Origin of the sequence: Streptomyces fodineus (assembly GCF_001735805.1) — a bacterium.
In the GTDB taxonomy this organism is placed as follows: Bacteria; Actinomycetota; Actinomycetes; order Streptomycetales; family Streptomycetaceae; genus Streptomyces; species Streptomyces fodineus.
Genome location: NZ_CP017248.1, coordinates 7,260,418 through 7,273,193, shown reverse-complemented (window position 1 = coordinate 7,273,193; position 12,776 = coordinate 7,260,418). Strand labels below are relative to the sequence as shown.

The 12,776-nt window shown below is 71.2% G+C and carries 17 protein-coding genes; 9 read left to right on the top strand and 8 right to left on the bottom strand.

Going from position 1 to position 12,776, the window contains the following annotated elements; all coding sequences use genetic code 11:
- Window positions 1–2: 2 nt before the first annotated feature.
- The 6 genes from BFF78_RS48520 (at window position 3) to BFF78_RS31260 (ending at window position 2,875) form a co-directional block, all read left to right on the top strand.
- Window positions 3–143, top strand: coding sequence for a hypothetical protein (locus tag BFF78_RS48520; protein ID WP_227025973.1), 141 nt, complete (start codon window positions 3–5; stop codon window positions 141–143).
- 9 nt (window positions 144–152) lie between these two features.
- Window positions 153–626, top strand: coding sequence for a hypothetical protein (locus BFF78_RS31280; RefSeq protein WP_227025972.1), 474 nt, complete (start codon window positions 153–155; stop codon window positions 624–626).
- 111 nt (window positions 627–737) lie between these two features.
- On the top strand, window positions 738–1,289 hold the full coding sequence (locus tag BFF78_RS31275; RefSeq protein ID WP_227025971.1) for a hypothetical protein: 552 nt from the start codon (window positions 738–740) through the stop codon (window positions 1,287–1,289).
- A gap of 247 nt (window positions 1,290–1,536) precedes the next feature.
- Complete coding sequence (locus BFF78_RS31270; RefSeq protein ID WP_159033086.1) at window positions 1,537–1,842, top strand: hypothetical protein; 306 nt, start codon at window positions 1,537–1,539, stop codon at window positions 1,840–1,842.
- Window positions 1,843–1,979: 137 nt separating this feature from the next.
- Complete coding sequence (locus BFF78_RS31265; RefSeq protein WP_069781482.1) at window positions 1,980–2,399, top strand: RidA family protein; 420 nt, start codon at window positions 1,980–1,982, stop codon at window positions 2,397–2,399.
- On the top strand, window positions 2,396–2,875 hold the full coding sequence (locus BFF78_RS31260) for a GNAT family N-acetyltransferase (protein ID WP_069781481.1): 480 nt from the start codon (window positions 2,396–2,398) through the stop codon (window positions 2,873–2,875). The genes BFF78_RS31265 and BFF78_RS31260 overlap by 4 nt, the downstream gene beginning before the upstream one ends.
- Window positions 2,876–3,048: 173 nt before the next feature.
- Here the strand turns inward: BFF78_RS31260 and BFF78_RS31255 are convergent, their stop codons facing one another.
- Window positions 3,049–3,744 carry a uracil-DNA glycosylase gene (locus tag BFF78_RS31255; RefSeq protein ID WP_069781480.1) on the bottom strand — a complete coding sequence of 232 codons (696 nt, stop codon included), beginning with the start codon at window positions 3,742–3,744 and terminating at the stop codon, window positions 3,049–3,051.
- A 171-nt stretch (window positions 3,745–3,915) separates the two neighbouring features.
- Here BFF78_RS31255 and BFF78_RS31250 point away from each other — a divergent pair, with 171 nt between their 5' ends.
- Window positions 3,916–4,752: an RNA-binding S4 domain-containing protein gene (locus BFF78_RS31250; RefSeq protein ID WP_069781479.1), complete on the top strand. Its 837-nt coding sequence runs from the start codon at window positions 3,916–3,918 to the stop codon at window positions 4,750–4,752.
- A 230-nt stretch (window positions 4,753–4,982) separates the two neighbouring features.
- Here the strand turns inward: BFF78_RS31250 and BFF78_RS31245 are convergent, their stop codons facing one another.
- The 3 genes from BFF78_RS31245 to BFF78_RS31235 form a co-directional block, all read right to left on the bottom strand.
- Window positions 4,983–5,432, bottom strand: a complete 450-nt coding sequence (locus BFF78_RS31245) for a DoxX family protein (RefSeq protein ID WP_069781478.1) — start codon at window positions 5,430–5,432, stop codon at window positions 4,983–4,985.
- Between the two features lie 103 nt (window positions 5,433–5,535).
- Complete coding sequence (locus BFF78_RS31240) at window positions 5,536–6,219, bottom strand: class I SAM-dependent methyltransferase (protein ID WP_069783928.1); 684 nt, start codon at window positions 6,217–6,219, stop codon at window positions 5,536–5,538.
- A 115-nt stretch (window positions 6,220–6,334) separates the two neighbouring features.
- Complete coding sequence (locus tag BFF78_RS31235; protein WP_069781477.1) at window positions 6,335–7,261, bottom strand: acyltransferase domain-containing protein; 927 nt, start codon at window positions 7,259–7,261, stop codon at window positions 6,335–6,337.
- 86 nt (window positions 7,262–7,347) lie between these two features.
- On the opposite strand from BFF78_RS31235, the gene BFF78_RS31230 reads away from it, so the two are divergent.
- Window positions 7,348–7,644 carry a DUF6343 family protein gene (locus tag BFF78_RS31230; protein ID WP_069781476.1) on the top strand — a complete coding sequence of 99 codons (297 nt, stop codon included), beginning with the start codon at window positions 7,348–7,350 and terminating at the stop codon, window positions 7,642–7,644.
- A 35-nt stretch (window positions 7,645–7,679) separates the two neighbouring features.
- Here BFF78_RS31230 and BFF78_RS31225 read toward each other — a convergent pair whose 3' ends face one another.
- The 4 genes from BFF78_RS31225 to rpsA form a co-directional block, all read right to left on the bottom strand.
- Complete coding sequence (locus BFF78_RS31225; RefSeq protein ID WP_069781475.1) at window positions 7,680–8,060, bottom strand: tetratricopeptide repeat protein; 381 nt, start codon at window positions 8,058–8,060, stop codon at window positions 7,680–7,682.
- Between the two features lie 50 nt (window positions 8,061–8,110).
- The gene (coaE, locus tag BFF78_RS31220) at window positions 8,111–8,722 is read right to left on the bottom strand and encodes a dephospho-CoA kinase (protein ID WP_069781474.1); all 612 of its coding nucleotides are present in this window, start codon (window positions 8,720–8,722) and stop codon (window positions 8,111–8,113) included.
- Between the two features lie 45 nt (window positions 8,723–8,767).
- Window positions 8,768–9,706 carry a PAC2 family protein gene (locus BFF78_RS31215; RefSeq protein WP_069781473.1) on the bottom strand — a complete coding sequence of 313 codons (939 nt, stop codon included), beginning with the start codon at window positions 9,704–9,706 and terminating at the stop codon, window positions 8,768–8,770.
- Between the two features lie 336 nt (window positions 9,707–10,042).
- A complete protein-coding gene (gene rpsA, locus BFF78_RS31210) occupies window positions 10,043–11,533 on the bottom strand; it encodes a 30S ribosomal protein S1 (RefSeq protein WP_023551529.1) in 1,491 nt (496 codons plus the stop codon).
- A gap of 366 nt (window positions 11,534–11,899) precedes the next feature.
- Here rpsA and BFF78_RS31205 point away from each other — a divergent pair, with 366 nt between their 5' ends.
- Window positions 11,900–12,736 carry a class I SAM-dependent methyltransferase gene (locus tag BFF78_RS31205; RefSeq protein WP_069781472.1) on the top strand — a complete coding sequence of 279 codons (837 nt, stop codon included), beginning with the start codon at window positions 11,900–11,902 and terminating at the stop codon, window positions 12,734–12,736.
- Window positions 12,737–12,776: the final 40 nt, after the last annotated feature.

The window sequence follows — 12,776 nt, the reverse complement described above, 5'->3', positions numbered from 1 at the left end:
TCATGGCACACAGGCAGCGCAGGCGACGGCGACCGAGCGGTCCCTCGCAGATCACGGCCAGGCTCACGATTCCGTTCGTGGGTGAGATCTCCGGCACCTGGGAGCCCGCCGACGCGGAGCGCAGCGCGGCCTGGGAGCTGTAACTGGAGCTGGTGACGCGGGTGTCGGTGGAGGAACTGGCCCGCGACGAGGGGTTCCTGCGCGAGGCGCTGTCCTCGCTGTACACGTTCTTCAACACCACCCGGGAGATCCTGCGCCGCTACGGCCCCGACGTCGCTCCGCCCCTGGCCCCCGGCCACGTCAGCTTCGGCGTCCTCGCGGTCACCGTCCTCAACCGGGTCCTGCGCCCGCTGCTGTCGTCGTGGCATCCCCGGCTCACCGCGTACGAGTCCCGGCGGCCGGAGGGCCGGGATCCGGTGGTGTGGGAGCGGGAGTGGGAGCACGCCGAAGCGCTCCGCGGCGAGATCACCGAGGTACGGCGCACCCTGACGGCTCTGGCCCGCACCTTGCAGGAGGTGGCCGGGGTCGGAGACCTGATCGACCCGCCGACGCCGCGTTCCCCGGATCAGGGACGCGGATCGGGGCCCCCCGCAGGCAGGGGCCGAGCTGACGGCGATCGCGCCTGAGCGAATCCACCGAGGGCGGTTCACGACCGCCGCCTGAGGCCCGCTCCTGCCCTGCGTCCCTGGTCACGGCCATTGTCAGTGGCACGCGTTATCAAGGAATCGTAACGCAGTGTGACGACGGGGGAGGCGGTCGTGACGATCCAGGGCAGGGAAGCGAGCGGGCAGGAGCGGGACGGGGAAGCGCCTCGGTGCCCGGAGGGCCGGGCGGACGCGTCGCGGGGGCGCACCCATCTGTCGATGGCGGGGCAGCGCGCGCGGGGATGGACACCGGGCATGGTCCGCCGACTGCTCGGCGGGCCCGATCTGCTGCGGAGCAACCCGCACTTCGGCTCGGCACCGCGGACACGGTTGTATCGCCTCGACCGGGTCGAGGCGGCCGAGCGCGGCGAGGAGTTCCGGGCCGTTGCGGCGGCAGCGGCCCGCCGGTCCGCCGCGGCGCGGGCGGCGGCGCTGCGGCGACGGCGGGAAGTGCTGGCGCGGATCGCGGCGGAGCCCATCGACGTGCCGCGTCTGACCGCGCAGCGGCTCGCGGAGCCGGCGGTCGAGCACCGCGAACGGCGGGACGCGGAGCGGGCAGGCGAACGGTGGAGGCCCGCGTCCGGTCCCGCGGCGGCGCAGTCCGCCGATCCCGTGCGCTCGACCGGTGGAAGGTCGACTACCTGAGGCATCGGCTGACTCGGTACGACGAGCTCCTGGACGGACTGCGCGGCAGCACGGGACGTGCCGCGGCCGAGGAACTGCTGCGCCGCCGGATCCACGCCGCCATCGCCGAGGCGTACCCGGACCTTGCACAGGAGTGCGAACGGCGGCTGTCCGAACGGCAGTCGGGGCCACCGGGCGCATGACAGCTCCGGACGAAGAGCGCGCGGTACGGGGACGGCCCGCGAGGGTGTCCCTGCGCTCCCGGCACATGAAGGATGATCAAGCCCTTCGGTTGCACGAACGTCTGTCCTCCTCCCCTCTGCTGCGCTCCGTCGCGTTCGGCGAGGGACGGCGGTTCGGCCTCTGGGACCTGGCCTCGCTCACCGAGGGCGCCCTCGGCCGGTGCTGCGCTCCGGAGTCGTTCACGGTGTCGAGCGTGAAGCGGCTACGGCGCGAACCGGGCCCGGCCGGGCGGGAGCACGATGACGACCACGACTTCTCGAGGAGGTACTGGATCCGATCGCCGCGCGGCGGCGGGCGTGACATCGCCGGCACCGTCGCCGTCGACACCTGACCGACGGGCGCGGACGCGCTCCGCGTCTCCTCGTTCTACGTCCATGTCCCGTCGTCCTGAGAAATCGGATGCGGGCGGGGCCGAGCGGCACCGATCATCGTGAAGTTGTCCACTGCCACCGTAGGAGTGCAGCCCTCATGATCCGGCGCGTCACCGTCCCTGCCCTCTTCCCGCCGCCCACCTATTCCCACGCCTCCGTCGTCGAGGCCGGGACGAAGCTGGCCTTCCTCGCCGGGGCCGTGCCTCTCGACGCCGAGGGGAAGCTCGTCGGCGAGGGCAATCCCGTGCGGCAGGCCGAGCAGGTGATCGCCAACCTGGAGGAACAACTGCGGGCCGTGGGAAGCGACTTGGGGCAGGTGGTCGCCACGGATGTCTACGTGGTGAGCAGCGAGCCCTCGGTGCTGTCCGCGGTATGGGATGTCGTGGAGGCCTCCGGGCTGAGTGCGGGGCCGCACTCGTCCACGCTGCTCGGTGTCGCCTGCCTCGGCTACACCGGGCAGCTGGTGGAGATCACGGCCACGGCCGTGGTGCCGGAGCGGGCGGAGGAAGGCCGGTGACGCACGAGGTCGTGCTGCGCCGGGCCGTGGCGGCCGACGCCCGTGCCGCCGCCGATGTGTATCTGCGCTCCTTCCGTGCCGCCCTGCCCACCGTCGTGCGGCCGCACACCGACGACGAGGTGCGGGAGTACATCCGGGATGTCGTCGTGCCGTCGCGGGAGACCTGGGTGGCGCAGGCCCCCGGCGGCGGGATCATCGGACTGATGGTGCTGGACGGGGAGTTGCTGTCCCAGCTGTACCTGGCCCCCGACTGGCGGGGGCGTGGCATCGGCGACCGGTTGGTGGCTCTGGCCAAGGAGCGCAGCCCGGGCGGGCTGACCCTGTGGACCTTCCAGGTCAACCGGCCCGCCCACCGCTTCTACGAGCGCCACGGCTTCACGGCCGTCGAGTTCACCGACGGCAGCGGCAACGAGGAGCGGGAGCCGGACGTGCGGTACGTCTGGCGGCCCGGCCCTGACGGTTCCGGCTCACCGTGACGGCTGTAGTCGATCACGATCACACCGAACAGCGGGCCCAGGAAGGCGCCGAGGCCGCCGATGGACACCGGGCGCGGGGTGGAAGTCGGCGGGATGCGCCAGTGGGCCTTGGCCAGGAACCAGACCGCCAGCGCGATCATCACCAGCCAGAGGCGGCTGGCGGCTGGCGTGGGTTACCGCAGTCCGGCCGCCTCCGCGGCCGTACCCAGCACTTCGCGCAGCATCTCGGCGGTGAGCCGACCGGTGAAGGTGTTGCGCTGGCTGACGTGGAAGCATCCGAAGAGGTCGAGGCCGTCGAGGGCGACCCGGGTGCCGTGGGCGAAGGCCGGGCGGGGCCGGGGCACGGTCCAGCCCGCCTCGGCCAACGCGGGCAGCGCGGCCTGCCAGCCGAAGGCGCCGAGCACGACCGCGGCCTTCAACGTCGGGCGCAGCAGCCTCAGTTCCTGGACCAGCCAGGGGCGGCAGGTGTCGCGCTCGCCGGGGGTCGGTTTGTTGGCGGGCGGGGCGCAGTGCACCGGCGCGGTGACACGGACGCCGTACAGCTCCAGCCCGTCGTCGGCGCTGACGGAGGTGGGCTGCGAGGCGAGCCCCACGTCGTACAGCGCCTGGTAGAGGACGTCTCCGGAGCGGTCACCGGTGAACATCCGGCCGGTGCGGTTGCCGCCGTGCGCGGCGGGGGCCAGCCCGATGATCACCAGCCGGGCGTCCGCGGGACCGAAGCCGGGCACCGGCCGCCCCCAGTACGTCCAGTCGGCGAACGCGGCCCGTTTCGTGCGGGCCACCTCCTCGCGCCACTCGACCAGCCGGGGGCAGGCCCGGCAGTCAGCGACACGCCGGTCGAGCCGGGCGAGGGGGCTGGTGTCGTCCATACAGCCACCGTATGCCCCAGCAGGTCGGGGGTGCGCGGCCGTCAGTGCCGCGAACCCGTGGGTTCCCGGCCCTCTGTCCTCGACTGCACCCCCGCCACTTCACCGCCCGGCACCCGCCGCCCCCAGGAAAACGCCTCCGGCTCGCCCGGCCGACGGAGTTAAGGTCGGGGCATGGCTTCCGAGGATGCGGACGAGAACGTGAACCGTGGGACCGGCGGACCGGACGGGACCACCCCCGCCCACGACGCCCAGCACACCCAGGGCTCCGGTGCCTCCGTCGGCCAGCCGGTCGATCCGAAGATCGCCGCCGCGGTGGCCGCCGCCGAGGCCGCAGGGCCGGCCAAGGGCGAGACCGTCCGGATCGACAGCTGGATCTGGGCCGTGCGGCTGATCAAGACGCGTTCCCTCGGCGCCACCGCCTGCCGGGGCGGCCACGTCCATGTGAACGGCGAGCGGGTGAAGCCCGCCTACTCCGTGCGCGTCGGCGACGAGGTGCGCCTGCGGCACGAGGGCCGGGAACGAGTCGTGATCGTCAAGCGCCTGATCCGCAAGCGGGTCGGCGCGCCCGTGGCCGCGCAGTGCTACATCGACAACTCCCCTCCGCCCCCGCCCCGCGAGGCCGTCGCCCCCGCCGGCCTCCGCGACCGAGGCGCCGGCCGCCCCACCAAGCGCGACCGCCGCGAACTGGAACGCCTCCGCGGCCTCGGTGTTCCAGGCGGCTACGGAGCCTTCGGCAGCGCCGCAGCCCCCGCCGGCTTCGCCGGATCCGGCGGCCCGGGCGAGCCCGGTAGTTCCGGTGGACCGGCCGGGTCCGGGTCGGGCGACCGCGAGGGCTCCGGCGGACGCCGCGAGACCGGCAGGCGCAGCGGATCCGGGGCCGGTGGGACCGGTAGGTACGGCAGAACCAAGTCCAGTGGGGCCGGTAGGCACGGCGGAACCGGGTCCGGCGGGACCGGGTCCGGCGGGACCGGGTCCGGCGGGACCGACGGGCGTCCCCGGGGACGGTGACCCGAAGGGCTTACCTCACACAGGCCCCCATCGGCACCGTCGCCCCCCCGCACGGCCGACATTGCCCCGGCCCCCACCCAGCCAACACGACCCCAGACCCGACGAAACCGACGGACGCCACCGCAAGCGGTGACCCGAAGGAAGGCGGGCGAGCCCTTACCGGCACCCGCCAACGCCGTCGACCGGACCCCCGCGCCCGGTCGGCGGCGTTCGTGTCGGCGTCGGCAGGGTCACCGCCGCCGTACCAAGCGCAGCAGTTCCGCGTTGTGGCCGCGGCGGGCCCAGGCGATCAGGGTGAGCGGGACCATCAGGATCAGCGGGGTCGCGGCGTACTGGCCGTCGAAGACCGTGAGCTGGACGATGAACGCGCCCACCATCAGCGCACTGAGCGCGATCGCCGCCACCGACTGCAGCACGGGGATCAACAGCGCGACCGCTCCGGCGAGTTCGAGCGCGCCGATGGTGTACATCGCCCCGCTGCCCCAGCCGATCTTGTCGAAGGACTCGACGGCCGAGGGGTGCGCGATGAGCTTGGGCAGCGCGCTCGCGATGCCGTAGAACAGCGCGAGCAGCACCTGCACGGTCCGCAGCGCGATCCGGGCCGCGCGCCTGCGGCCGCCGGCGGAGCCGGTGGAGGCGACGGAAGCGGTGGGGACGACGGGGGTGGTGGTCTCGGACATGAGGATCTCCTGGGGAAGCGGTGCCCATTGCTTTCACCGAGGTAGACCCGGCACGATCCGGAAACTCATCGCTCGCCGGCCGTCCGGTGCGACGGAGTGCCGGCTATGCCTTCGGCACGGCCCGCACCCATGTCCGGTCAGGTGTCAGATACGCGTCCACCTCCAGCCCCGCCTCCTCCAATGCCGACTCGAACTGCTCCTTCGTCAGGGGCCGGGCCAGGAATGTCTGGGTCCAGACCGCGTCCGGGAAGACATACTCCGCACGGACCGAGTTCACCCCGTCTCCGGCGGGCTCCACCGAGGCGATCCGTACGGTGAAGCCGCTCGGGTCGATCCGCTCCCTCGGGACGTTCGTGTGGTAGTCCGCGCCCTCCCGCTGGATGAGCACACAGCCGCCCTCCGCGACATGGCCGGCACACGTGCGCAGCATGCCCCTGCGGACCTCCTCGTCACCGGCGTGCACGAGAAACGACGCGAGCATCACCACGTCGAACTTCTCACCGCCCAGGTCCAGTTGCTCTATGGGCCCGCATATCGTGCGTGCCCCGTGGATCCGGCTCAGCATGTCGGCGGACTCGTCCACCGCCGTGACCGTGAAGCCGCGTTCCAGCAGGGGATGGGTCATGCGGCCCACTCCGCTGCCCAGTTCCAGGATGTGCGCCCCGGCCGGTACCGCCGCGGCGATGGTGTCCGGCTCGTCGCCCACCGGCAGCCGCTCGTACAACTCGACCGCGCAGCCGTCCGGGGTGATCGCACCGGGTCCCGTGCCCTCGTATCCCTCGCGCATTTCGACCGTCATGCCCGAACAACGGCCCACCCTCGCACGCCCGTTCCCGTCCAGCACCGGTTCACCCGTTCGAGTTACTTTGCGGCAGACTCAGCAAACCCGCAGCAACCCGACGCTATGCGGCGGAAGCCGGTCCGGTCGGGAACGGGAACCAGCCGCGCCCGATGTACCAGTGTCCGCCCGCCCGCAGATGGTCCCCCACGGCCCGTTCCACGGCTGTGCGACGCGGCAGCCCCGCGACCGGCAGATCGGGATCGCCGAAGACGAACTGGACGGGGTCGGTGTCGGACGGCTCGATGTCCTTCCGGACGGTGCGGAACCGCTCCTGGAAGCGGACGATGTTGGAGTCGGCGGGCAGGTACCGCTTCAACTGCGGGTCGAGCAGCCAGGAGTGGCACAGCGCCGCCACCGGCCGCTCCTCGGGGAAGTGCACGGCGAAGAACTCGCGCGCCCACGCCAGGGAGCGGTCACAGGCGGACGGGGTCAGCGGGCCGTGGAAGTCGGGTATGTGCAGGTTCAGGCAGGGCGTGCCGGGGACCGCCGCCACTCCGGCCGCCGCGAGCACCGGCGCCGTGCGCTGCCCGAGGTGCGCCCGCTCGAACTGCAGCCGGCCCAGCTGGAACAGCTCACCCCGGAAGTGCCGCACGAGCCAGCGCCGCGCGTGCACGCCGGTCGAGCCGTGCCGTCTGCGGTGCACCGCCATCTGACGGCCCAGGTCGGCCAGGGTGCGCCGGGAGATCTCGGGCGGGATGCCGCGTTCCCGGTGCCGGGCGAGGGTGCGCGGGAGGGCGGCGACGAAGACGTACACGCCGAAGATGCCGGACAGCTCGGCCGGCGCCGCATCGAAGTGCCTGGCGAGGTCGGGTGTGCGGCCGGTGTCCTCCGGGTCGCGGAACAGTTCCTCGACGCACTCCTCCAGGAGTCTCAGCGCTCCCGGGTCACCGGTGAGCCGGGAGCGCCGGGTCACGAGTTCGTTGATGTCCTCGTGCGGCACGGCCAGGTCGAGGAGCAGTTCGGGCAGGTCGTCGGCGTCCGGCAGCAATGGATCCCCCTTCGACGAGCGACGGACGAGCGCCGTTGATGAACGTCGTCAGCGAAGAGTACGTTGCAAGGAGGAGTGGTGGTCCGATGCGTACGGGCAGTGAACCGGCGACCGCGCGCAGTGCTCTGCGGGCGCGGTTCTGGCTGTGCGTGTGGGGGCTGGTCTGGGCGGTCTTCGGCACGGTGGCGTTCGCGCTCGCCGGGCGCCCCGGCTGGGCTGCGGCCTGCGGGGTGCTGTGGCTGGTGGTCACCCTCGACATGACCGTGGTTCTCCGGCACATCCGGCAGGGCCCGCACTATCAGCCGGGCCGTGACATACCGCCGTACCAGCCGCCGGACGACGGACCGCCGTTCCGGCGGCCACCGAGGCATCGGCATCCATGATGACGACGCACGCGGGGCCCACGGGTGAGCCGCGCTCAGTCGTCGAAGCGTGCCGACTTCAGATACTCCGGGTTGGGATCCAGTGCGGCCGCGAGCCGGAAGTGGCGCTTGGCCTGCTCGGGGCGGCCCTGGCGTTCATAGGTGCGGGCCAGTGCGAAGTGCGCGAAGGCGTTGTCCGGCTCGCGCTCCAGCACGATGGTGAACTCCAGCTCGGCGGGCCGCAGTTGCGCCGCGGCGAAGAACGCACGCGCGCGGAGCAGCCGGGCCGCGGTGTTCTCCGGGTATGCGGCGATGACTCCGTCGAGCAGCTTCACCGCGCCCCGCGGATCCCGTGAGTTGAGCAGATGCTCGGCTGCACGGAAGTCGATGACATGCGTTTCCGGACTGCGTCCGGCGGAACCGCTGGTCTCGGGCACGGCAGAGTCCTTCCCTCACTTGAGCGTTTCAACGCCCGCGAACGGGGCCGCTATTCCGCGGAACCCGCGCGAGCCCGCCGTATGAGGTCCTCCCACACCTCGGCGACGCGCTTGTGCAGGGCGTCCAGGGGTACGTCGTTGTCGATCACGATGTCCGCGATCTTCCGGCGCTGCTCGCGGGTGGCCTGCGCGGCCATACGCGCGCGTGCGTCCTCCTCGGTCATCCCGCGCAGCCGGACCAGCCGGTCGAGCTGGGTCTCGGGGCTCGCGTCGACGACGATCACGAGGTCGTAGAGCGGGGCGAGACCGTTCTCCGTGAGGAGGGGGACGTCGTGGATCACGACGGCGTCGTCGGCCGCGGCCTCCTCCAGCGCGCGGGAGCGGGCGCCCACCAGAGGGTGCACGATCGAGTTGAGGACGGCGAGCTTCTCGGGGTCGGCGAAGACGATCGAGCCCAGTCTGGGCCGGTCCAGGCCGCCGTCCGCGGTGAGGATGTCCTCGCCGAAGGCCTCGACCACGGCGGCGAGTCCGGGGGTGCCGGGCGCCACGACCTCGCGCGCGATGCGGTCCGCGTCGATCAGCACGGCCCCGTGCTCCACGAGCAGCCGTGACACCTCGCTCTTGCCGGCGCCGATGCCGCCGGTCAGGCCCACTTTCAGCATGAGCGCCAGCTTAGGCCCTGCCACTGACAGCGGGACCGGCGGAGTTCAGCTGTCGCCCTCCCGCTCCGCCAGGAACCGCTCGAACTCGCGCCCGATCTCGTCCGCCGACGGGATCTCCACCGGCTCGGCGAGCATGTTGCCCCGGGTCTCGGCGCCCGCGGCGGCGTCGTACTGGTGCTCAAGGCCCTGGACGAGCGCGGTGAGCTCCTCGTCGCCCTCCTGGATCTGCCGGTCGATCTCCGTCTGGGTGCGGTGCGCGTCCGTGCGCAGCGAGTGCGCGATGCCCGGCAGGACCAGCCCGGTGGCGGCCGTGATGGCCTCCAGGACGGTCAGGGCGGCGTCCGGGTACGCCGAGCGGGCGATGTAGTGCGGCACGTGCGCGGCGACGCCCAGGACGTCGTGCCCTGCCTCCAGCAGGCGGTACTCCACCAGCGATTCGGCGCTGCCCGGCACCTGGGCCTCCTCGAAGGGGCTGCGGTGGCCCGGGACCAGGTCGGTGCGGTTGCCGTGCGGGGTGAGACCGACCGGGCGGGTGTGCGGGACGCCCATGGGGATGCCGTGGAAGTTCACGGACAGACGGACCCCGAGCCGCTCCACGATCTGCTGTACGGCCGCCGCGAACCGCTCCCACTCCACGTCCGGCTCCGGCCCGGACAGCAGCAGGAAGGGGGCGCCCGTGGTGTCCTGGACGAGCCGGACCTCGATGGCCGGGACCTCGTAGTCGGTCCAGCGGTCCCGCTTGAAGGTCAGCAGGGGCCGGCGGGCCCGGTAGTCCACGAGCCGGTCGTGGTCGAAACGCGCGACGAGCTGGTGGGGCAGTGCGTCGAGCAGCCGCTCGACGATCTGGTCCCCGGTCTCGCCCGCGTCGATGTATCCGTCGAAGTGGTAGAGCATGACAAGACCGGCCGACTCCTGGGCAAGCGCCATGTCGACAACGGCGAGGCCCTTCGGCTCCCATGCGTACAAACCCTGCGGATCAAGCACTGTGACCGCTCCTCCTCGTGTTCGTCATGGACAACGCGCCCTGGAACGCGGGCATTCCCGGAGCCGGCCACTGATCAGGCCTCTCGCGCAGGCAACCTTGACGCCTTGTCAGCTGGTCTGTACCTTCACCGGGCATCATCGTTCAGCATGACAATTTTCGTTCATGCATGAGACCTGCCACAGAAGGGCATCATGACCGACGCGGCCAAAGGGGTGATCATCGACGGCGTCACGGCAGGGGCATGGGCAGCACCCGCCCGAAAACGCCTGAAGGGCCGCACCTCGAAAGATGCGGCCCCTCAGACTAGGGACTGACCCTCAGCTCAGTGAAAGAGCTCAGCTCTGGCCACCGGCCAGCTTCTCGCGCAGCGCGGCCAGCGCCTCGTCCGAGGCCAGCGCACCGGAGGTGTCCGCGCCCTCGGAGGAGTACGAACCGCCGGTCGCGGCCGGAGCCGCAGCCTCGCCACCCTCGGCGGCAGCAGCCGCGTCGGCCTCGCGGGACTTGATGACCTGCTGCTGGTGCTGCTCGAAGCGGGCCTGCGCCTCGGCGTACTGGCGCTCCCACTCCTCGCGCTGCTTCTCGTAGCCCGGCAGCCAGTCGTTGGTCTCCGGGTCGAAGCCCTCGGGGTAGATGTAGTTGCCCTGGTCGTCGTAGGACGCGGCCATGCCGTACAGGGTCGGGTCGAACTCGACCGAGGCCGGGTCGGCACCGAAGGACTCGTTGGCCTGCTTCAGCGAGAGGCTGATGCGGCGGCGCTCGAGGTCGATGTCGATGACCTTGACGAAGATCTCGTCGTTGACCTGGACGACCTGCTCCGGGATCTCCACGTGACGCTCGGCCAGCTCGGAGATGTGGACCAGACCCTCGATGCCCTCGTCCACGCGGACGAACGCACCGAACGGAACCAGCTTCGTGACCTTACCGGGCACGACCTGGCCGATCTGGTGGGTGCGGGCGAACTGCTGCCACGGGTCTTCCTGGGTCGCCTTCAGCGACAGGGAGACGCGCTCGCGGTCCATGTCGACGTCGAGAACCTCGACGGTGACCTCCTGGCCGACCTCGACAACCTCGGACGGGTGGTCGATGTGCTTCCAGGACAGCTCGGAGACGTGGACCAGACCGTCGACGCCACCCAGGTCCACGAAGGCACCGAAGTTGACGATCGAGGAGACGACGCCGGAACGGACCTGACCCTTCTGGAGGGTCGTGAGGAACGTCTGGCGGACCTCGGACTGGGTCTGCTCCAGCCAGGCACGGCGGGACAGGACCACGTTGTTGCGGTTCTTGTCCAGCTCGATGATCTTGGCCTCGAGCTCCTTGCCGACGTACGGCTGGAGGTCGCGAACGCGGCGCATCTCGACCAGGGAGGCCGGGAGGAAGCCACGGAGGCCGATGTCAAGGATGAGACCACCCTTGACGACCTCGATGACGGTACCGGTAACGATGCCGTCCTCTTCCTTGATCTTCTCGATGGTGCCCCAGGCACGCTCGTACTGGGCGCGCTTCTTCGAGAGGATCAGGCGGCCTTCCTTGTCCTCCTTCTGGAGGACCAGGGCCTCGATCTCGTCGCCGACGGCCACGACCTCGTTCGGGTCGACGTCGTGCTTGATCGAGAGCTCGCGGCTCGGGATGACACCTTCGGTCTTGTAACCGATGTCGAGCAGGACCTCGTCCCGGTCGACCTTCACGATGACGCCGTCGACGATGTCGCCGTCGTTGAAGTACTTGATCGTCTCGTCGATCGCTGCGAGGAATGCTTCCTCGTTACCGATGTCGTTGACCGCTACCTGCGGGGTGGTGGCGGTGGTCTCGGTGCTGCTCGTCATGTGGGAAAGGGCTCCGGTACGGACATTGAAGTCGTAGGTACTGCTTACGCCGGGAGCCCGTTTCGCTCTGCAGAAGCCGGACAGCCAAGGAAGCGGCCCACCAGATACTGGTGATGGCGCCTCGACAACCGAGGGGACATACAACAGATGCGAGCGCAGCCTGCTACGTCTGAGGTGCGCAGGCCCGCAGCGCAACTTGTAGCATACGGGGGCAGCCGGACATGGTCAATGCGCGAAGGCGCACACCCGGGGCGGATCGCCGCATACCCGGCACAAGAAACGTCCCAGGAGGCCACGTAGGCCTTCGGGACCCCTTCCGCGACGCGCGCCCGGCGGGTTGGACGGAAGAGTACGACGAGGGAGCCGATCATCCAAGAGCCGGAAACGTACGAGCCCGAAGGACCCGAGGCGTACGAGCCGGAGGCCACCCGGCGTGACGCCGGGGTCACGGAGAGCGCACGGGCCAATCGGGGCTGGTGGGACCGCAACGCGGACGAGTACCAGACCGACCACGGCACATTCCTCGGCGACGACCGCTTCGTTTGGGGTCCGGAGGGCCTGGACGAGGTGGAGGCCGAGCTGCTCGGCCCGCCGGAGGAGCTGAAGGGCAAGGAGATCCTGGAGATCGGCGCGGGCGCGGCGCAGTGCGCGCGCTGGCTGGCCGCCCAGGGTGCCCGCCCGGTGGCCCTGGACCTCTCGCACCGCCAGCTCCAGCACGCCCTGCGCATCGGTGGATCGTTTCCGCTGGTCTGCGCGGACGCCGGCGCGCTGCCCTTCGCGGACGGCTCCTTCGATCTGGCCTGCTCGGCGTACGGGGCGCTGCCGTTCGTCGCCGACCCGCGGCTGGTGCTGCGCGAGGTGCGCCGGGTGCTGCGGCCGGGCGGCCGGTTCGTCTTCTCGGTGACGCATCCGATCCGCTGGGCGTTCCCGGACGAGCCGGGCCCCGAGGGCCTGTCGCTGTCGTCCTCCTACTTCGACCGCACGCCGTACGTGGAGCAGGACGAGGAGGGCCGCGCGGTCTACGTCGAGCATCACAGGACGCTCGGCGACCGCGTCCGGGACATCGTGGCGTCCGGTTTCCGCCTGGTGGACCTGGTGGAGCCGGAGTGGCCGTCCTGGAACACCTCGGAGTGGGGCGGCTGGTCCCCGCTGCGGGGCAACCTGATCCCGGGGACGGCGATCTTCGTGTGCGAGCGGGACTGAGCCCGGCTGATCATCGGGGGCACGCGCGCGTGGGGGCCGG

Excerpts from the sequence above, each read along its gene's own strand:
- BFF78_RS48520 (WP_227025973.1), top strand. The coding sequence starts at position 3 with ATGGCACACAGGCAGCGCAGGCGACGGCGACCGAGCGGTCCCTCGCAG.
- BFF78_RS31270 (WP_159033086.1), top strand. The coding sequence starts at position 1,537 with ATGAAGGATGATCAAGCCCTTCGGTTGCACGAACGTCTGTCCTCCTCC.
- BFF78_RS31265 (WP_069781482.1), top strand. The coding sequence starts at position 1,980 with ATGATCCGGCGCGTCACCGTCCCTGCCCTCTTCCCGCCGCCCACCTAT.
- BFF78_RS31255 (WP_069781480.1), bottom strand. The coding sequence starts at position 3,744 with ATGGACGACACCAGCCCCCTCGCCCGGCTCGACCGGCGTGTCGCTGAC.
- BFF78_RS31250 (WP_069781479.1), top strand. The coding sequence starts at position 3,916 with ATGGCTTCCGAGGATGCGGACGAGAACGTGAACCGTGGGACCGGCGGA.
- BFF78_RS31245 (WP_069781478.1), bottom strand. The coding sequence starts at position 5,432 with ATGTCCGAGACCACCACCCCCGTCGTCCCCACCGCTTCCGTCGCCTCC.
- BFF78_RS31240 (WP_069783928.1), bottom strand. The coding sequence starts at position 6,219 with ATGCGCGAGGGATACGAGGGCACGGGACCCGGTGCGATCACCCCGGAC.
- BFF78_RS31230 (WP_069781476.1), top strand. The coding sequence starts at position 7,348 with ATGCGTACGGGCAGTGAACCGGCGACCGCGCGCAGTGCTCTGCGGGCG.
- coaE (WP_069781474.1), bottom strand. The coding sequence starts at position 8,722 with ATGCTGAAAGTGGGCCTGACCGGCGGCATCGGCGCCGGCAAGAGCGAG.
- rpsA (WP_023551529.1), bottom strand. The coding sequence starts at position 11,533 with ATGACGAGCAGCACCGAGACCACCGCCACCACCCCGCAGGTAGCGGTC.